Annotated in this window: 18 protein-coding genes; 8 read left to right on the forward strand and 10 right to left on the reverse strand. The window is 62.7% G+C overall.

Going from position 1 to position 18,209, the window contains the following annotated elements; all coding sequences use genetic code 11:
- Positions 1–6: 6 nt before the first annotated feature.
- The 5 genes from AC07UC_RS24780 to hmgA are packed head-to-tail and all read right to left on the reverse strand — an operon-like array spanning position 7 to position 4,074.
- A complete protein-coding gene (locus tag AC07UC_RS24780) occupies positions 7–543 on the reverse strand; it encodes a DinB family protein (protein WP_494907708.1) in 537 nt (178 codons plus the stop codon).
- Positions 544–547: 4 nt separating this feature from the next.
- On the reverse strand, positions 548–817 hold the full coding sequence (locus AC07UC_RS24785) for a hypothetical protein (RefSeq protein ID WP_494907709.1): 270 nt from the start codon (positions 815–817) through the stop codon (positions 548–550).
- Between the two features lie 34 nt (positions 818–851).
- A complete protein-coding gene (locus AC07UC_RS24790) occupies positions 852–1,865 on the reverse strand; it encodes a fumarylacetoacetate hydrolase family protein (RefSeq protein WP_494907710.1) in 1,014 nt (337 codons plus the stop codon).
- Positions 1,862–2,749, reverse strand: a complete 888-nt coding sequence (locus AC07UC_RS24795; protein ID WP_494908984.1) for an MBL fold metallo-hydrolase — start codon at positions 2,747–2,749, stop codon at positions 1,862–1,864. Before AC07UC_RS24795 ends, AC07UC_RS24790 begins: the two co-directional genes overlap by 4 nt.
- Positions 2,750–2,760: 11 nt before the next feature.
- Positions 2,761–4,074: a homogentisate 1,2-dioxygenase gene (gene hmgA / locus AC07UC_RS24800; RefSeq protein WP_494907711.1), complete on the reverse strand. Its 1,314-nt coding sequence runs from the start codon at positions 4,072–4,074 to the stop codon at positions 2,761–2,763.
- 115 nt (positions 4,075–4,189) lie between these two features.
- Here hmgA and AC07UC_RS24805 point away from each other — a divergent pair, with 115 nt between their 5' ends.
- The 4 genes from AC07UC_RS24805 (at position 4,190) to AC07UC_RS24820 (ending at position 7,037) form a co-directional block, all read left to right on the forward strand.
- Positions 4,190–4,633 (forward strand): MarR family winged helix-turn-helix transcriptional regulator, encoded by a 444-nt coding sequence (locus AC07UC_RS24805; RefSeq protein ID WP_494907712.1) that lies wholly within the window; start codon positions 4,190–4,192, stop codon positions 4,631–4,633.
- Between the two features lie 151 nt (positions 4,634–4,784).
- Positions 4,785–5,438 (forward strand): lysophospholipid acyltransferase family protein, encoded by a 654-nt coding sequence (locus AC07UC_RS24810; RefSeq protein ID WP_202323025.1) that lies wholly within the window; start codon positions 4,785–4,787, stop codon positions 5,436–5,438.
- Complete coding sequence (locus AC07UC_RS24815; RefSeq protein WP_494907713.1) at positions 5,435–6,385, forward strand: phosphatidate cytidylyltransferase; 951 nt, start codon at positions 5,435–5,437, stop codon at positions 6,383–6,385. Before AC07UC_RS24810 ends, AC07UC_RS24815 begins: the two co-directional genes overlap by 4 nt.
- A gap of 7 nt (positions 6,386–6,392) precedes the next feature.
- Complete coding sequence (locus tag AC07UC_RS24820; protein WP_202323027.1) at positions 6,393–7,037, forward strand: CDP-alcohol phosphatidyltransferase family protein; 645 nt, start codon at positions 6,393–6,395, stop codon at positions 7,035–7,037.
- A gap of 32 nt (positions 7,038–7,069) precedes the next feature.
- Here the strand turns inward: AC07UC_RS24820 and tdh are convergent, their stop codons facing one another.
- The gene (tdh, locus tag AC07UC_RS24825) at positions 7,070–8,104 is read right to left on the reverse strand and encodes an L-threonine 3-dehydrogenase (RefSeq protein WP_140768066.1); all 1,035 of its coding nucleotides are present in this window, start codon (positions 8,102–8,104) and stop codon (positions 7,070–7,072) included.
- A gap of 52 nt (positions 8,105–8,156) precedes the next feature.
- Positions 8,157–9,344 carry a glycine C-acetyltransferase gene (locus AC07UC_RS24830; protein WP_494907714.1) on the reverse strand — a complete coding sequence of 396 codons (1,188 nt, stop codon included), beginning with the start codon at positions 9,342–9,344 and terminating at the stop codon, positions 8,157–8,159.
- 308 nt (positions 9,345–9,652) lie between these two features.
- On the opposite strand from AC07UC_RS24830, the gene AC07UC_RS24835 reads away from it, so the two are divergent.
- Positions 9,653–11,722 (forward strand): putative bifunctional diguanylate cyclase/phosphodiesterase, encoded by a 2,070-nt coding sequence (locus AC07UC_RS24835; protein ID WP_140768070.1) that lies wholly within the window; start codon positions 9,653–9,655, stop codon positions 11,720–11,722.
- A gap of 75 nt (positions 11,723–11,797) precedes the next feature.
- Complete coding sequence (locus AC07UC_RS24840; RefSeq protein WP_140768072.1) at positions 11,798–12,535, forward strand: polysaccharide deacetylase family protein; 738 nt, start codon at positions 11,798–11,800, stop codon at positions 12,533–12,535.
- Positions 12,536–12,543: 8 nt separating this feature from the next.
- On the opposite strand, the gene AC07UC_RS24845 is transcribed toward AC07UC_RS24840, so the two are convergent.
- The gene (locus AC07UC_RS24845; protein WP_140768074.1) at positions 12,544–13,062 is read right to left on the reverse strand and encodes a MarR family winged helix-turn-helix transcriptional regulator; all 519 of its coding nucleotides are present in this window, start codon (positions 13,060–13,062) and stop codon (positions 12,544–12,546) included.
- Between the two features lie 172 nt (positions 13,063–13,234).
- On the opposite strand from AC07UC_RS24845, the gene AC07UC_RS24850 reads away from it, so the two are divergent.
- Positions 13,235–13,642 (forward strand): hypothetical protein, encoded by a 408-nt coding sequence (locus AC07UC_RS24850; protein ID WP_140768076.1) that lies wholly within the window; start codon positions 13,235–13,237, stop codon positions 13,640–13,642.
- 148 nt (positions 13,643–13,790) lie between these two features.
- Here the strand turns inward: AC07UC_RS24850 and AC07UC_RS24855 are convergent, their stop codons facing one another.
- On the reverse strand, positions 13,791–14,984 hold the full coding sequence (locus AC07UC_RS24855; protein ID WP_494908985.1) for a phytanoyl-CoA dioxygenase family protein: 1,194 nt from the start codon (positions 14,982–14,984) through the stop codon (positions 13,791–13,793).
- Between the two features lie 113 nt (positions 14,985–15,097).
- On the opposite strand from AC07UC_RS24855, the gene AC07UC_RS24860 reads away from it, so the two are divergent.
- The gene (locus tag AC07UC_RS24860) at positions 15,098–16,117 is read left to right on the forward strand and encodes a LacI family DNA-binding transcriptional regulator (protein ID WP_494907715.1); all 1,020 of its coding nucleotides are present in this window, start codon (positions 15,098–15,100) and stop codon (positions 16,115–16,117) included.
- A 12-nt stretch (positions 16,118–16,129) separates the two neighbouring features.
- Here the strand turns inward: AC07UC_RS24860 and AC07UC_RS24865 are convergent, their stop codons facing one another.
- Positions 16,130–18,175 carry an oxidoreductase gene (locus AC07UC_RS24865; protein ID WP_140768080.1) on the reverse strand — a complete coding sequence of 682 codons (2,046 nt, stop codon included), beginning with the start codon at positions 18,173–18,175 and terminating at the stop codon, positions 16,130–16,132.
- Positions 18,176–18,209 lie beyond the last annotated feature (34 nt).

Genomic DNA, 18,209 nt, shown 5'->3' on the forward strand with positions numbered 1-18,209 from the left:
ACCGGCTCACAATCCCAACCTCTCGACCTCTGCCTCCCTCAGCTTAATGTCATAATCGAGCAGGAACTCATCGAGTTGCGGCGGCGCCACCGAGGTGCCGGACAGCATGGCGTGCACCTGACCGCGATGGTGGATGTCGTGCAGGAAGACATGGGCGAGGATATCGCCGATGCGTTCGGGGATCATGCCGTCCTCGCGCCGGTCGGTGATGACGCGGCGGTCGAGATCGGCCTCCGACAGGCCATCGCAGAAGGCGATCAGTCGCCGGTCGGCCGCGATCTGCGCGGCAAACAGCGCATGGGGCTCGTCGAAAGGCACAAAATCATCATGGGCCGCGGCGCCGATGCCGCCCTCTTCGAGAAAATCGAGATAGAGATAATCGACGGCGAGGATGTGGTTGAGCGTTGCCTTGATCGACGGGAAAAAGCTGGTGCGCTCGGCCTCGAACTCACCGGGCTTGAGCGCAAGCACGGCGCGATAGAGCCGGTCGTTCGACCAGAGATTGTTACCGGCCATGCGGCACAGATGATCGAGCAGGGTCATGACGTCATCCTGCGGACCGAACCAGGTGCAAACCCGCACCCATAACCACGAATCCGGCGAGCACGATCAATAGCAACCCGTTCATGCGCCGCCGCATGGCTTGCGTTTCCTCGTCCCGCGCGACATTCATGTTGGTGATGGTGTGGAACATCATCGCCTTGCGCGGAAGGCCGCTGCGGTTGGTCAGGTCCGGCGAGCGCGCCTCGATGCGATAGCTCAGCCGGATCGCCAGGATGAAGACAGCCAGAATAGCCAGCGCCCAGACACCGGCCATCAGATAGAATATCTCTCCCGTCATTCCATCCCCGCTATCGTTCGTATTTCTCGACCTTCTGCTCGATGGCGCCGAAGATCGAATGTCCGGCCTTGTCCTTCATCTCGATGCGCACCGTGTCGCCGAAGCGCAGGAACGGCGTCTTGGGCTCGCCTGACGCAATGGTCTCGATCATGCGCAGTTCGGCGATGCAGGAATAGCCCGCGCCGCCGGCCGAGACAGGTTTTCCCGGGCCGCCGTCGAGCTTGTTGGAAACCGTGCCCGAACCAATGATGGTGCCGGCGACAAGCGGTCGCGTCTTCGCGGCGTGCGCGATAAGGGTCGGGAAATCGAAGGTCATGTCAACTCCGGCATTGGCGCGGCCGAAAGGCTTGCCGTTGAGATCGGCAAGCAGCGGCAGGCTGACCTTGCCGCCATCCCAGGCATCGCCCAGTTCGTCCGGCGTCACCGCCACGGGTGAAAAGGCCGAGGACGGTTTCGACTGGAAGAAGCCGAAACCCTTGGCCAGTTCCGGCCCGGTGAGTGCGCGCAGGGTGACATCGTTGACCAGCAAGACCAGCCGGATGGCGGCGCGCGCTTCATCGAGGCTCGCCCCCATCGGCACGTCGTCAACGATGACGGCGACTTCCGCCTCCATGTCGATGCCGAAGGCTTCGTCGGTCATATGGATCGGATCGCGCGGCCCGATGAAGGAGTCCGAGCCGCCCTGGTAGATCAGCGGATCGGTCCAGAAGCTTGCCGGCATCTCGACGCCACGCGCCTTCCGCACCAGTTCGACATGGTTCACATAGGCCGACCCGTCGGCCCATTGATAGGCGCGTGGCAGCGGCGAATGCGCGTCGTGCTCGTGAAAGCGCGCTGATGGCATCGCATTGTTCTCCAGCGATTCCGCTATGGTCGCGAGATGCGGCGAAATCCTGCGCCAGTCGTCGAGTGCCGCCTGCAGCGTGCGCGCCAGGAACGAAGCATCGGTGTACTGCGTCAGGTCGCGCGAGACGACGACGAGTTTTCCGTCGCGCGTCCCGTCCTTCAATGTGGCAAGCTTCATGCGATTTCCTCTCCTGATGCGGCTTTGACACCGCTTAGTTCCACAACAAGGCCGTCACGGGCGATCGTCAAATCGCCGGCCCATGTTTTCCTGACAGCAGCAAGCCAGTTCGCCTCGCCGATCTCGGGATCGTCGGCGGGAATGAGATGATTGAGCACCAACCTCTTGACGCCGGCATCGCTGGCGATGCGCCCGGCTTCCTCGGCAAAGCTGTGGCTGGCGAGCAGATGTTCCTTGAGCCGCGCGCCATTGCCGGTTCTGGCGACCAATCGCTCGATCCCTTCCTCCAGCATGGCTTCATGGACGAGAAGGTCGGCACCCTCGGCGAAATCGGCGAGCGGTGGAAAGAAGGCCGTATCGGCGGAAAAGACCACGTTTTTCGCACCATGCTCGAAGCGCAGGGCAAAACAGTCGGTCACCGGCGGATGGTCGACACGCAGCGCAGTGACCTTCAGGCCACCTTGCTCGACCACCTGGCCCTCGCCGAACTCATCGATCGAAACCAGCTCGCGAATGTCAGGCCGGCCCTCGTCGACGATGCGGATCTCGATGTCGAATTCCATCGCCTGGCAAAAGCGCCGCCAGTAGTGGCCGGTGCCGGGCGGACCAAACACGCGGACCGGCGTCGCCAGCCCCGCCGTCCAGGCGGTGTGGATCAGCGGTCCCAGTTCCAACACATGATCTGAATGCAGATGCGTGATGAAGATCAGGTCGAGCGCCTTCAGGCTGATGCCGGCATCGACCAGAGCGCGCGTCACGCCAAGCCCGCAATCGACGACGATGGTTCGCCCTCCGATTTCAAGCAGCGACGAACTCGGCCATGGCCCGCCAGGCCGCAGCGCCGGGCCGCCCTTTGAGCCCAGCAGCACCAACCGATCCGGCATTGGCTTGCGGCTCAAGACCAGTCGCCCTCCGGCGTGCCATTAAAACGCTTCTTCAGGTCTGCCCAGCAATCGATGTAGTTGTCCTGGCGGGTCTCCAGTTCGGCGCCGTAGCGGGTCAGCATCTGCGGGAAGCGGGTCTCGAACATGAAGGCCATGGTGTTGTCGAGCTTGACCGGTTTCAGATCCGCGCGCGAGGCTTTTTCGAAGCCAGGGGCATCCGGGCCATGGGCCAGCATCAGATTGTGCAGGCTGATGCCACCGGGAACAAAGCCTTCTTCCTTGGCATCGTACTGGCCATGGATCAGGCCCATGAATTCGCTCATGATGTTGCGGTGGTACCATGGCGGCCGGAACGTATCCTCGGCCACCAGCCATCGCGGCGGGAAGATGACGAAGTCGATATTGGCCGTGCCTTCCTCGCCGCTCGGCGCGGTCAGCACGGTGAAGATCGACGGATCGGGGTGATCGAACAGGATGGCGCCGACCGGCGAAAACGTCGCCAGATCATATTTGTAAGGCGCGTAATTGCCATGCCAGGCGACGACGTCGAGCGGCGAATGACCGATCTCGGTGACATGGAAATTGCCGCACCATTTCACGATCAGCCGGCATGGCGTCTCCTTCTCCTCGAACCAGGCGCAAGGCGTCTTGAAATCGCGCGGGTTGGCCAGGCAATTGGCGCCGATCGGGCCGCGATCAGGCAAGGTCAGCTTGGCGCCATAGTTCTCGCAGACGTAGCCGCGCACCTGCCTGTCGACCAATTCGACCTTGAAGACGAGGCCGCGCGGCAAAACGGCGATCTCACCGGGCCGAAGCTCGATGACGCCCATCTCCGTCACCAGACGCAGGGCGCCGACCTGCGGCACGACCAGCAACTCCCCGTCGGCATCGAAGAAATGATCGTCGACCATCGATGTGTTGGCGACATAGACATGCGCTGCCATGCCGGTCTGCCCGAGCACGTCGCCGGCCGTGGTTATGCTGCGCATGCCCTGGATAAAATCGGTCGGCTCCTTCGGCATCGGCACCGGGTTCCAGCGATACTGGCCAAGCGCCAGTTCGTGGTCACCGACATTGGGAGCGGTCTTCCACAGGGGATATCTCGCCGCCTTGAAGCGGCCGGTGTGCTTGACGCTCGGCCGGATGCGATAGAGCCATGACCGCTCATTGGTGCCGCGCGGCGCGGTGAAGGGCGAACCGGAAAGCTGTTCGGCGTAAAGGCCGTAGGCCGGCCGTTGCGGCGAGTTCCGCCCCTGCGGCAGCGAGCCGGGCAAGGTTTCGGTCTCGAAATCGTTGCCGAAGCCCGGCATGTAGGAAAAGGCCATCGCTTCCTCCCTTGCGCATCCGGCCAGACGCCAGCCGCATTGACCAAACTGGTTTCATTTGTAACCATCGAAAATGTAACTATCAATGCCACCATGGCGCGCAAGGAAATGAACCATGGACCCGGAGATCCTGGAGCTCGAAAGCTTCCTGCCCTACCGGCTGTATCGTCTTGCCGACGCCGTCAGCCGCGAGTTCTCGCGGATATACAAGGACAGTCACGGGTTGACGCGGCCGGAATGGCGCATGCTTTCCGGACTTGGCCAGCGCGGGACGATGACCGCGACAGAGCTCGGCGAGCAGTCGGCCATGCACAAGACCAAAGTGTCGCGCGCGGTGGCGGAGCTTGAAAGGCGGCGCTGGCTCATCCGGACTCCCGATGAGAACGATCGCCGTGTCGAGCATTTGAGGCTTACCAAAGCGGGCCTTGCCGCCTATCGTGAGATGGTGCCGCTGGCGAAGGCGTTCGAGCAGGCGCTGCTGGCCAAATTGAGCGCCGACGAACGAACTTCCATCGTAAAGGGCGTCTTGTCGCTGGAAACCGCATTGGATAGGAGATAGCCGCCGTCGCCGGAGGGGATATAAGACGGTCGCCGCGAAGGGGTAGCGCGTTCAGGCAGCCACGGGTCTCGCGATCCCTGCTTGTCCGGTAGCGGATTTTCTGCGCCTGCATGTCAGCTGGCGGATGATCCATGAGCGAATTGGGGGATGGATGAAGTCGCTGATTGCCAAGCCGGTGGCGGTGATCGTCTTGCTGTTTGCGCGTGCCATCACCGCTGTGCGGCCGTTCTGGCACGAAGGCAGGCTGCCTCGCCGTCGCTCGATCTTCTTTGCCAACCACTCCAGCCATGGTGATTTCATCCTGATCTGGGCTGTTCTGCCGCCGCGCCTGCGTCGGCGGGTCCGTCCCGTAGCGGGCGCCGACTACTGGCTGAAATCAAAACTCCGAAGCTTCATCGGGCGCGACGTTTTCAATGCCGTCCTGATCGATCGCAATCGCGACGCACGCACGATGGATCCTGTCGAGAGCATGGGGGAAGCGATGAAGGAAGGCTCTTCGCTGATCCTCTTCCCGGAGGGCACGCGCAACCAGTCCGATGCGTCCTTGCAGCCATTCAAATCCGGCCTGTTCCATTTGGCGGCATTGCACCCGGACTTCGAGTTGGTGCCGGTATGGATCGCCAATCTCAACCGAGTGATGCCGAAGGGGGAGTTCGTGCCCATACCGCTGATCTGCACGGTGACGTTCGGCGAGCCAATGCATCTGGCTGATGGCGAGGACAAGGACATGTTTCTCGAGCGAGCACGGGAAGCGCTACTCGCGCTGGCGCCGAAAAAGGCAGCGGCCGAGAGGGTAGAGGAATGAGCTCGACCCAATTCGACATGATGGTTCTCGTGCTCGGTGTCTGCGGGATCCTGCTTACGGCCTCCTTCGTGGGCCAGATCCTGGAGCGACGCTTGTCGCCAGACGGCTCGAACCCGGCCATCGAGAACCTCAACGCCCGCATCAATGCCTGGTGGGTGATGGCGATCCTCATCGCCATCGCATTCGTCGCCGGGCGAATCGGCGTTCTGCTCCTCTTCGGCTTCTGCTCCTTCGCCGCCCTTCGCGAGTTCGTGACGCTGACCAATACGCGCCGTGCCGACCACTGGGCGCTGGCCACCGCGTTTTTCGTCGTGCTGCCGTTGCAGTATGTCCTGCTCTGGATCGAGGACTACGAAATCTTTTCCGTTTTCATTCCGGTCTACGCCTTCCTGTTGATGCCCATCATCTCGGCGGTGCGAGGCGACACGCAGCACTTCCTGGTTCGAATCGCGGAGGTGCAATGGGCGCTGATGATCTGCGTCTTCTGCGCCTCGCACGTGCCGGCTCTCCTGACGTTGCACATTCCCGGCTACGAGGGCCGCAATGTGCTTTTGATAGCCTTCCTTGTCATCGTCGTTCAGTTGAGCGATGTGCTGCAATATATCTGGGGCAAGATGATCGGGCGCACGAAGATCGCACCAAGGCTTTCGCCGTCCAAGACTGTCGAAGGTTTCGTCGGCGGCATCGCCTGCGCCAGCCTCGTCGGCGCTGGTCTGTGGTGGATCACGCCGTTCTCTCCGCTTCAGGCCGGCGCAATGGCCTTCCTGATCACGTTGATGGGCTTTTTCGGCGGCCTCGTGATGTCCGCCATCAAACGCGACCGCGGCGTGAAGGATTGGGGCCATCTGATAGACGGCCATGGCGGCCTGATCGATCGGCTGGATTCAGTGGTGTTCTCCGCTCCGATCTTCTTCCACCTCACGCGTTACTTCTGGTCGCCGGCATGAGGCAGTCATGAACACGGGCGATCGCAGACCCCTTGCAAGCCGCGACACGCGCTGGGCACAGGCGACGGCCAGACGTCTCGCCGCACTCTCGGTGACGCCCAACCAGATTTCGCAGGCCAGCATCCTCGCCGGCGCGCTGGCCGGCGCCGCCTTCTGGCTTGGCGGGCAGAGCGACGGCATGGCGCGTCTGCTGTTGTTGCCGGGAGCCGCGCTGTTCTGCCAACTGCGCCTGCTGTGCAACCTCTTCGATGGCATGGTCGCCGTCGAAGGCGGCAAGGCGTCGGCCGATGGCCCCTTCTGGAACGAGTTCCCGGACAGGATCGCCGACATCGCCATCATGGTGGGAATAGGCTACGGCATCGCCATGCCTGGCCTTGGCTGGGCAGCCGCCTGTTTTTCGGTTCTCACCGCCTATGTGCGGGAACTAGGGCGGGCCAACGAAGCACCGAGCGATTTCTCCGGCCCGATGGCCAAACCGCATCGCATGGCGGTTGCAACCATTGCTGCGCTGCTGTCTTCAGTGGAGTTCCTCTGGCATGGCCGCAATGAGGTCCTGACGCTCGCGCTTGCCGTCATCGCGATCGGCTCCGCCGCAACCGCGCTGCGCCGCGCATGGCGACAAGTGCGATGGTTGAGAACCAGGAGCCCCTGAGGCGTTTTCCTGGCTGGGCTCGCCGGAGGCGCCTACCAGTCCATCACGACCTTGCCCGAACTGCCGCTCCTCATCGCATCGAAGCCTGTCTGGAAATCGTCGATGCCGATGCGGTGCGTGATCAGTCCCGAGACATCGAGCGGACCCTGCACCAGCGCGATCATCTTGTACCAGGTCTCGAACATCTCGCGGCCATAGATGCCCTTGAGGTGCAGCATCTTGAAGATGACCTTGTTCCAGTCGATCTCGAAGCCGGTAGGCGCAATGCCCAGAATGGCGATCTTGCCGCCATTGTTCATCGTGTCGATCATGTCGCGGAAGGCGGGGGCGGCGCCAGACATTTCGAGGCCGACGTCAAAACCCTCGGTCATGCCGAGCGCCGGCATGACGTCGCGCAGCTTTTGCTTCGAAGCGTCGACGACATGCTGGACGCCGAGCTTCTTCGCCAGCGCCAGCCGCACCGGGTTGATGTCGGTGATGACCACTTTTCGCGCACCAACGCATTGCGCCACCAGCGCACCCATGATTCCGATCGGCCCGGCGCCGGTGACCAGCACGTCCTCGCCGACCAGATCGAAGGACAATGCCGTGTGGACGGCATTGCCCAGCGGATCGAAGATCGCCGCGACTTCGTCCGGCACATCGTCGGGGATCGGGACGACATTGTGCTGCGGGATAGCGAGATACTCGCCGAAAGCGCCTGGCCGGTTGACGCCGACGCCGAGCGTGTTGCGGCAGAGATGCCCTCGCCCGGCACGACAGTTGCGGCAATGGCCACAGACGATGTGGCCTTCGCCCGAGACGCGCTGGCCGACCTTGTATTCGGTGACGGCCGCGCCGAAATCTGCGACGGTGCCGACGAATTCATGGCCGGTCACCATCGGCACCGGCACCGTCTTCTGCGCCCACTGATCCCAATTGTAGATATGGACGTCGGTGCCGCAGATCGCTGTCTTCTTGACCTTGATCAGCACATCGTTGGGGCCGATCTCCGGCACCGGCACTTCTTCCATCCAGATGCCCGGTTCGGCCTTGGCCTTCACCAGCGCCTTCATCATGTTCGACATTCTCTTGTCCCTTGAATCTCTTGATCCGGAATCGCTTTTCGGCGCCGGCCGCTCAGGAAATCACGCCCAGTTCCCTACCGACCGCGCCGAACGCCTCCACCGCTCGGTCGATGTCGGCGCTGGAATGCGCCGCCGACATCTGGGTGCGGATACGCGCCTGGCCCTTAGGCACCACCGGGAACGAGAAGCCGATGACATAGATACCGCGCTTCAGCATGCGCGTCGCCATCTCCTGCGCCAGCGTCGCCTCGCCAAGCATCACGGGAATGATCGGATGATCGGCACCGGCCAGCGTGAAGCCGAGCTTGCCCATCTGCGACCTGAACCGCGCCGCATTGGCATATAGGCGTTCGCGCAAGGCGTCGCCATTGCGGATCAGGTCGAACACCTTGATCGAGGCGCCGGCGATCGCCGGCATCAGCGTGTTGGAAAAGAGATAGGGCCGCGAGCGCTGGCGCAGCCAGTCGACCACTTGGCTCTTGCCGGAGGTGTAGCCACCGGAAGCGCCGCCAAGCGCCTTGCCCAGCGTGCCGGTGATGATGTCGACCCTGCCCTCGACGCCGCAATGCTCCGCCGAGCCGCGGCCATTTTTGCCGACGAAGCCGACCGCATGGCTGTCGTCGACCATGACCATCGCATCGTATTTCTCGGCAAGGTCGCAGACGCCCTTCAGGTTGGCGATGATGCCGTCCATCGAGAACACACCGTCGGTGGCGATCAGTCGGAAGCGGCAATCCTTCGCCTCCTTCAATCGCGCCTCCAGATCGGCCATGTCGTTGTTGGCGTAGCGGAAGCGCTTGGCCTTGGACAGCCTGACGCCGTCGATGATCGAGGCGTGGTTCAGCGCATCCGAAATGATCGCATCTTCCTCGCCAAGCAGCGTCTCGAACAGTCCGCCATTGGCGTCGAAACAGGAGCCGTAGAGGATGGTGTCTTCCAGGCCGAGGAAGGAGGAAATCGTCGCCTCGAGCTGCTTGTGCTCCTCCTGCGTGCCGCAGATGAAGCGCACCGAGGCCATGCCGTAGCCGTAGCGATCGAGGGCCTGCGTGGCCGCCTTTCGCAGGTCGGCGCTGTCGGCGAGGCCGAGATAGTTGTTGGCGCAGAAGTTCAGCACTTTCTCGCCGCCGACCTCGATCTGCGCCGACTGCATGGAGGAAATCACCCGCTCGGATTTGTAGAGCCCGGCCGATTTGAGCCCTGCAAGCTCACTGTCGATATGGGAGAGAAATGCTGCGGTCATGATCAGGCCTCGTTTAACGTGGGCAGACTGTCGTCCCGCTTGCGCAAAAAATCCATCGCAAAAGCGACCGGATCGGGTGGCCGGACTGCATCAACCGAGACGCGACGGGCATCGCGCGAGCGGCCACTCGATAACGCACGCGACAAGCAATACTCAAATGCAGGCCGGCGGCGAAAGGAGCCGATAACCATTTAGCGATCTTTGCGGCTCTCCCCTTGCCGGCGGGCTGTCAATTTCCAGTCCTGTTAACGTTTGCGGCTCAATGGTGACCATACAGGAATCCGTTGGCGAGAGGGCCGCCCCCGAAAATGTCGCAGCAGCCGGTGCAAACCGTTTCAGGCAAGCTCATACTGCTGATCAAGGCTGGCTACTGGCTGGCGCTGCTGATCATTGCCACCATGGTAGCAGCCTCTTTCGTCCTGCTGCAGCAGACGATGGCCACGCAGCAACACAACCACACCTTGCTCGATATCGTCGGCACGCAGAAGACATTGTCGCAGCGCATCGTCTTCCTTGCCAGCGCAACGGGTGCCGCGTCGCGCGACAAGCAGCCGGCGCTGGTCAGCGCGCTCAAGCAAGCCACGGCTGAGTTCGAGACCAATTACGATCTGCTGCTCAAGCAGACGGGCGCGGATCCGCAGTCGCCGGCCAAGCTCGATGCGAAATCGATCGAGAGCGTGCTTTTCGCCAAGCCCTTCCATCTCGACTATTTCTCGGTTGGGCTGATCGCCAATGGCGACCGTCTGATCTCCGCCCTTGAATCGAAACTCAATCTCGACAATGACGGCTACAAGGGCGGCGCTGAACGCGTCAACCTCGATACGTCGGTCGCCAACGCAACCTTGTCGGGCTATGCCGCCCTTGGCCAGCGCATCAGCGCCGAGGCCGACGAGCGCTCCGAAAAGCTGCTCGCCCTCCACCGCACGCTGTTCTACGCTACACTCGGCGTTATCCTGCTGGTGGCACTGTTCATCTTCAGGCCGATGTCCAATGCGATCCTGCGCAAGACGCGTGAACTGGTCGATGCTCGCAACTCAATGGCCTTCATCGCGGTTCACGACGGCCTGACCGGCCTGCACAACCGCACTTTCCTGACCGACCATTTCGACACGCTGATCAAGGGTGCGCACCGGCGGCGCGAACGCCTGGCCGTGGTCCAGCTGGACCTCGACCGATTCAAGCAGATCAACGACACGCTCGGCCACGCCGCCGGCGACTATGTCCTGGTTGTGACGGCGCAGCGCATGCGCGATTCGTGCCGGGCGTCGGATCTGTGCGCGCGGCTCGGTGGCGACGAATTCGTGATGATCCTCAATGGCGCGGGCACCACCGAGGACATCAACATGCTGGCACGGCGGATCCTGGCGCATATCAACGAGCCGATCATCTTCCAGGGCACCACGATTCTTCCGGGTGCCAGCGGCGGCATCGCCGTCTATCCGATCGATGCCGACAATGCTCAGGACCTGCTCGTCCATGCCGATCTGGCACTTTACTCCGCCAAGAAGATGGGCGGCGGCAACTTCTCGTTCTTCTCGGAGGAGCTGCGCCGCGAACTCGACTACCGCAAGCAGCTCGAGCACGACATCAAGGTCGCCATTTCAGAAAAAGCGTTTCAGGTCTATTTCCAGCCGCAGGTCTCCCTGACCAACGGCGCCATCAGCGGCATCGAAGCCCTGGTGCGATGGAACCATGCCGAGCGCGGCATGATCTCGCCGGGCGAATTCATTCCGGTCGCCGAGAAATGCGGTTTCATGCCGGAGATCGGCCGCATCGTGATCAGCAAGGCGATCAACGAAGCCGCCGAGTGGAACCGTGCCGGGATTGCCTTCGGCCGGCTTGCCGTTAACGTTTCGGGCACCGAACTGCGCGAGCACGATTTCGACGCGTTCTTGTTCGAGACATTGGAAAAGGCCGGGCTGCCGCCACAGAAACTGTCGCTGGAAATCGTCGAATCCGTCATTCTGGACGACGAGAAGACGGGCATCGCCGCCAAGCTGCGCCACATCAGAGCCGCGGGCGTGCATCTGGAACTCGATGATTTCGGCACCGGTTATGCGTCGCTCAGCCACGTCAATCCCAACGAGATAGATCGGCTCAAGATCGACCGCCGCTTCGTCCAGAACATCCATGAGAATGGCGACAACTCCAAGATCGTGCGCGCCATCACCGAGCTTGCCCGCGGGCTCGGCATCTCGATCGTCGCCGAGGGGGCTGAAACCGAGGCCGAACTCGACTCGCTGATGGCGATCGGCTGCGACCAGGTACAGGGCTATTCCATCGCCTTCCCGATGCCGCACGACAAGGCGCTCGAATGGCTGACCGCGCGCATGCCGAAGAAAGCCAGGCTGACGGTGCTGCAAGGCAGCCTGAAATAGGCGAAACCTGGCCCGCCTTGACAACCGGCCGCCGAGATGGCGGCCTGTGCTGATCGCAAACGGATACAGCGGCCCATGACATTCTTTCGGCTTGTGCTGGCGGCCATGTTGTTGTCCGCGCCGCCGGCTTATGGGGCGGATCGCACCATCTATCTCACCTTCGACGATGGTCCGCTGAACGGCACCAGCAACATCCTCGATGTGTTGGCGGCGGAACAGGTTCCGGCGACGCTGTTCATGGTCGGCATGCACGCCGAGGCCAGTGCGTCCAACAAGGCCTTGGTCCGGCGCGCCAAGGCGATGCCGCTGGTGACGATCGGCAACCACAGCTACAGCCACGCCTACAATCACTACCGGCACTTCTACAGCGACACGGAAGGGGTGGTTGCCGACATGCTCATGGCCAATGCCGTGCTGGGCCTTAAGCCCGCGGTGCACGCGCGACTGCCGGGGCGCGATGTATTCCGGCTGCCTTCAATGTCAAAGGACGACAACTCGCTTGGACCCGCGCAAGCCGGCCGCGAGGATCCCGACTACGAATTCGTCGCGGCTTCCGGCTTCTATCTCTACGGCTGGGACCACGAGTGGGTGCACAAGGACAATGGCGAGCCGGTCCAGAGCGTCGACCATCTGGTCAGCGAGATCGATCACCTGTTCGGCTATGGCCGCTTCGCCAAGCCGGGCAAGCTGATCCTCTTGATGCATGACGAGATGTTCCAGGACAGTTTCGACGGCAAGACGAAACTGACCAACCTGATCACCGCACTGAAACTGCGCCGCTACGCCTTTGGAACGATCCCGACCTATGACTGAGCGGGCCGTTATGATTTGATCTTGCGAGCCGGTTTGCGGGAACGAGGCGGTAAATCGTTCTTGTCACCGGGAAAAGCCGTCAGCAATTGTCCGAAGCTTGGCGCTTCGACATTGTCGCGCAATGCTGCCAATACCTGCGCGAACTCCGCCAGACGGTCGTCGGGCAGTCCTGTGCGGAGCCGCCTGTCGAAGACAAGCGCGGCCTGCCGCAATGTCTCGAACAGCGCTTCTCCCGCTTCTGTCAATTCGACCAGATGGACCCTCCGGTTGACGGGATCGCGGCGGCGCGTCAGCAGGCCCTGCGCCTCCATCGCGTTGAGATGGTGGGTCAGCGTCGCGCCCTGGATGCCGATCATGCCGGCGAGTTCGCGCTGATTGGCAAGCTTGCTCGACTTGACCGACAGCAGGGTGAGCCAGACCGGCAATGTGCCGCCCGCTTCAACCAAAGCGGCGTCGAAGGCCTGCGCAACGAGCTTGGCGGTGCGGCCGAGATTCATGCCGACTGGCGGGCGTTCAAAGGGCGTCATCGCGGGACACTAGAGCAATTCCAGGAAAAGTGTGAAGCGGTTTTCCGCCCGGAATTGCCTCCGACAAAGACGGTGTTTTCCGCGGATGGAACAGGTTCGCGTTTATACATTGACATCTAACTGTTAGATATCTAACTATTAGTGCGGTAGCGAGCGAGAGAGGAGAGCCGGCATGCAATATGTCTATATCGTGGTTATCGGTCTTCACGTCATGGCCGGCGTGTTCTGGGCTGGCACCACCATCACCCTCGCCCGCGATCCCGAGATCAAGGCGGAGCGATTCATCCAGCCGCAGATGGGCGCGGCCGGCATGGTTTTCCTGACCGGGGCGCTGCTGTGGTATTTCTTCCACGGCGCTTATTTCGGCTCGATGGAAATGGTGCTGGCGCTCGGCATCCTGGCCGCGTTTGCCGCGGCCGGCGTGCTCGGCGCCATGGTCAGGGCGCCGAGCAGGCGGCTTACCGGCGCCAATGCGGAAATCGAAACGCAGCTGCGCGCCAGAATGGCGATCGGCGAACGCATTGCCGCATGGCTTCTGGTGGTCACCGTGCTTTGCATGGCAATCGCCAGGATGGTCTGAGCGTCGTCCGCACCGCAGCTCACAAGATCGCACGTTATCAGGCGATGAGCCAACGGCGTGCGGGCGCGCGGCCAGGCCGGCATACATGGGCTCTCGTATGCAGGTCTGACCGCGCGCCACCAACCCCGACAGCCGCGGCAGCCGCTTCTCAGGTCAGTTTTTTACGCGCCTGTTTCTCGAGTTCGCCCACGAAGACGGCCGGGCTCCATCCTGCATCCAGAGCACGATGGACAAGCGCCTGTTGTGTCTCCGGCGCGAGCCCGCCGAGCGGCGGGTCGCGATCGAGATTGGTCGGAAAGGAATAACCTTCCGCCGACGACGCGATGGCATTGCCAGCCGCCTGCCTGGTCAGGCTGCCATCGCCCAGCATACGCTGCAGAATGGGGTAGAGGGCCGCGCTCATGCGGGTCCGGTCCACACTCTCCATGGCGCGGCCATAGGCCGATGAGACCTGCAAGAGATTCGCCATGCGCTGGATGTCGGCTGACCGGTTGGTGCCGGCGGCGTGGAACAGCGCCGGATTGAAGAAGGCCGCATCGCCCTTTTTCAGGGGCAGCTGAACATGATGCTCGGCGAAATAGGCCTGGAATTCGGGGCGGTTCATCGCCAGGTACCCAGGCAGGTAGGTCTGCGAATAGGGCAAATAGAGCGTGGGGCCGCTTTCCACCGGCATGTCGCAGTGAGCGACAGCGCCCTGCAGCGTCAGCACCGGCGATATCCGATGGACGTGCACCGGATAGCGTTCGATGATGGGCGAAGTCTGGAAACCAAGATGATAGTCCCGGTGCGCCGACTGCGACGCGCCACCCGGCCTGACATTGTTCACCTGCGACGTCACCTGATAGGCCGGGCCGAGCCAAGCTTCCGATATCAGCGCGATGATATCGTTGCCGTAATAGGCGGCGAAGGTCGCGGGATCGCGCAGGCACAGCTTCTCCAGCGCATTCCACACCCGGTCGTTGGCGCCGGGCTTGGCAAAATGATCGCCGCCGCCTGCTCCGGCCGCACGCTCCTCGGCGATGATGGCATTGAACGCTTCAGTGGCTGCGTCGACTGGCGCCACATCCTCGAAGGCGCCGCGAAACACGACGACACCTGGACCGTCGGTCATCGCCTCGACCCACTCGGCCAGAAGCGCCTTGCGCCGGACCGGATCGCCGGCGGCCGTGCGAACCGGCGCACCATCGTAGATCAGGATGTTCTTCCGGACCTCGGACGCGAACGGATAGTCTGCTGGATTTGTCGTCCTTTGCGTCGACGCGGCAAAATCGTCGATGCTGCACACATCGGCGGCAAGCCAGACACGATCGGATCTGAGCTCGGCATAATTGTCGGCCTTCACGGCATCCTCCCCTTGGTCTTGTTTCGACTGGATGGCGAAAGTATAGCTCTGGCTGAGAGGTGGCCTACAGCTGAAACACCTCAAAAACACCTCAAGATTGATCGAGGCGGCCGATGTCGCATCCGTTCCTGGTGAAGGACATCGCCCTGCAGGCCGGCGTCAGCATCGCCACGGTCGACCGCGTCCTGCATGGGCGCGGCGGCGTGCGTCAGCACACCATACGCCGCATAGAGCAGGCGATTCGGGAACTGGAAACGCAACGCTCCCAACTCGGCCTGTCGGGCCGCAAGTTCATTCTCGATCTCGTCATGGAGGCTCCAGTGCGCTTCACCGAGGCGGTACGCGCCGCGCTGGAGGCCGAGATGCCGGGCCTCCATCCGGCGGTGTTCCGCGCGCGCCACCACCTTGCCGAAGTGCGCGTGGCGGCGAACACCGTCGCGCTGCTCGACGCGATCGCCCGTCGCGGCAGCAACGGGATTTTCCTCAAGGCGCCTGATATTCCGGAGATAGCGGCCGCGGTGGACCGGGTCGTCAGGTCGGGAATACCGGTCGTGACGCTGGTCACCGATCTGCCGAACAGCCGGAGGCTGGCCTATGTCGGCATCGACAACCGCGCCGCCGGCGAAACGGCTGCCTATCTGATCGGCGCATGGCTTGGCGGACGTCGTGCCGATGTCCTGGTCACCTTGAGCAGCAACCGGTTCCGGGGCGAGGAGGAGCGCGAAATCGGCTTTCGCCGCGCCTTGCGCGAAAACTTCCCCGACCTTGGGATCGTCGACATCAGCGAGGGCCACGGGATCGATCGCGCGACGGGCGAGTTGGTCCGCACCGCGCTGACACATCATCCCGATGTTGCGGCCGTGTATTCGATCGGCGGCGGAAACGCCTCCATCGTGCAGGCATTCGCCGAGATGAAGCGGCCCTGCCTTGTGTTCATCGGCCACGATCTCGACGCCGACAATCTCGACTTGCTGCGAAGCCGGCACATCTCGGCCGTGCTGCATCACGATCTCAGGCAAGACATGCGTTCGGCCTGCATCCACATCATGCGGGCACAGGGCGCGTTGCCGAAATCGGTCGCGCCGGGCGCGTCCAACATCCAGATCATCACGCCGTTCAACATGCCGGCCTGAGCAGACGGTGCATCAGATCCGCAGGCCGAACCTGATCCCGTCATAGATGGCGGCATGGATGTTGCGTGAGGCGACCGCGTCACCGATGCGGAACAGCACGAAGCCCGCCCCTGGATTGCGCGCCGGGAAAATGTCGCCGCCGCCGACCAGACGTTCGTAGTCGACCGCCCCACCATTCTTCGACAGCGGCTTCAGGCTGAGATAGAGATCGTCGAGCGGCGCCGTGCCGTGCTCGACCACCACCTGGTCGACCCTGCGCTCCCCGCGCCAACCATCGGCAAAGTCCGAAGCGAGTTCCGCGACCAGTTGATTGCCCTCGCGGCGCACCGAGCGCAGGCGCGTGTTGATGGTGATGGTGACGCCCTTTTCCTGGAAGGCGCGCATATAAGGCACGTGGTTCATGCCGCCCATTTCAGGAGCGAAGAAACGCTCCGGCGAAACCAGTTCCAGCCTCGCGCCGCTGTTGGCGATCAACTCGGCCGCACCCATGCCTTGATGGCCACCATTGTCGTCATAGATGAGCACGTTCTCGGCCGGCTTGACGCTGCCGGCCATGATGTCCCAGCTCGAAGTGACGAGATTGTCGCCCGCCGTCAGCGGTGGGTTTTGCGGCAGGCCGCCGGTGGCGACGACGACCACATCGGGCGCTAGCGCCAGGACATCATCCTGCTCCGCCCAGGTGTCGTAACGGATTTCGACACCGAGCCGGTCGAGTTCGGCCAGCCGCCAGTCGATGATGCCGATCAGTTCCTTGCGGCGCGGGTTCTGCGTCGCCAGACGCACCTGGCCGCCGGCCTGGCTCGATGCTTCAAGCACCGTGACCTGGTGGCCGCGCTCGGCCGCTACACGCGCCGCCTCCAGTCCGCCGGCCCCGGCGCCGACGACAACGACCTTTCTTCTCGGCCCTTCGGTCTTGACGATGATGTGCGGAATCTCGGCCTCGCGGCCGGTCGCCGCGTTGTGCACGCACAGCGCCTCGCCGCCCTCATAGATGCGGTCGAGACAATAGGTGGCGCCGACACAAGGACGGATCTCATGCTCGCGGCCCTCCATCACCTTCCTGATGATGTGCGGATCGGCGATGTGCGCACGGGTCATGCCGACCATGTCGAGCTTGCCGGTGGCGATCGCATGGCGCGCGGTGGCGACATCGGAAATGCGCGCCGCGTGGAAGGTCGGGAACTTTGTCGCCGCCCTCACCTCGCCGGCGAAATCGAGATGCGGCGAAGATCGCATGCCGGCCACCGGAATGACCTTGGTCAATGCCGCGTCGCTTTCAATCGAACCACGGATGATATTGAGGAAATCGACCTTGCCGGAGCCGGCCAGCCGCCTGGCGATCTCGACGCCTTCCTCCTTCGACAGGCCTTTCTCGAAATCCTCGTCGGCGACCATGCGGATGCCGACGACGAATTTTTCGCCGACCGCCGCGCGCACCGCGTCCAGCACCATGTTGGTGAAGCGCAGCCGGTTGTCGAGCGAGCCGCCATACTCGTCATCGCGATGATTTGTGGCCGGCGACCAGAAGCCATCCATCAGATGGCCGTAGGACTCGAACTCGATGCCGTCGAGGCCGGCTGCCTGGCAGCGTTGCGCGGCCGACGCATAGTCGGCAACAATGCGTTCGATGTCCCAGTCCTCGATGGTCTTGGGGAAAGCGCGATGCGCCGGCTCGCGCACGGGCGAAGCCGAGAGCACCGGCAGCCAGTCGGCCTTGTTCCAGCCGGTGCGGCGGCCGAGATGAGTGATCTGGATCATCACCTTGCAGTCATGCTCGTGGCAGGCGTCGGCGAGTTCGGCAAGCCACGGCACGATGCGGTCGTCATAGACATGCAAATTGCCGAAGGCGGCCGGGCTGTCGCGCGAGACGATCGCCGAGCCAGCGGTCATCGTCAGCGCCATGCCGCCCCTGGCCTTTTCGGCATGGTAGAGCCGGTAGCGCTGTTTCGGCATGCCGTCCTCGGAATAGGCCGGCTCGTGGCTGGTCGACATCACCCGGTTCTTCAGCGTCAAATGCTTGAGCTGGTAGGGTTGGAGAAGCGGGTCGCTGCTGGTCATCGTCTTCCTGCCGTTTCAAATTGTGTTGGAGCAA

It is taken from the genome of Mesorhizobium sp. GW821-FHT04C10 (assembly GCF_059420305.1).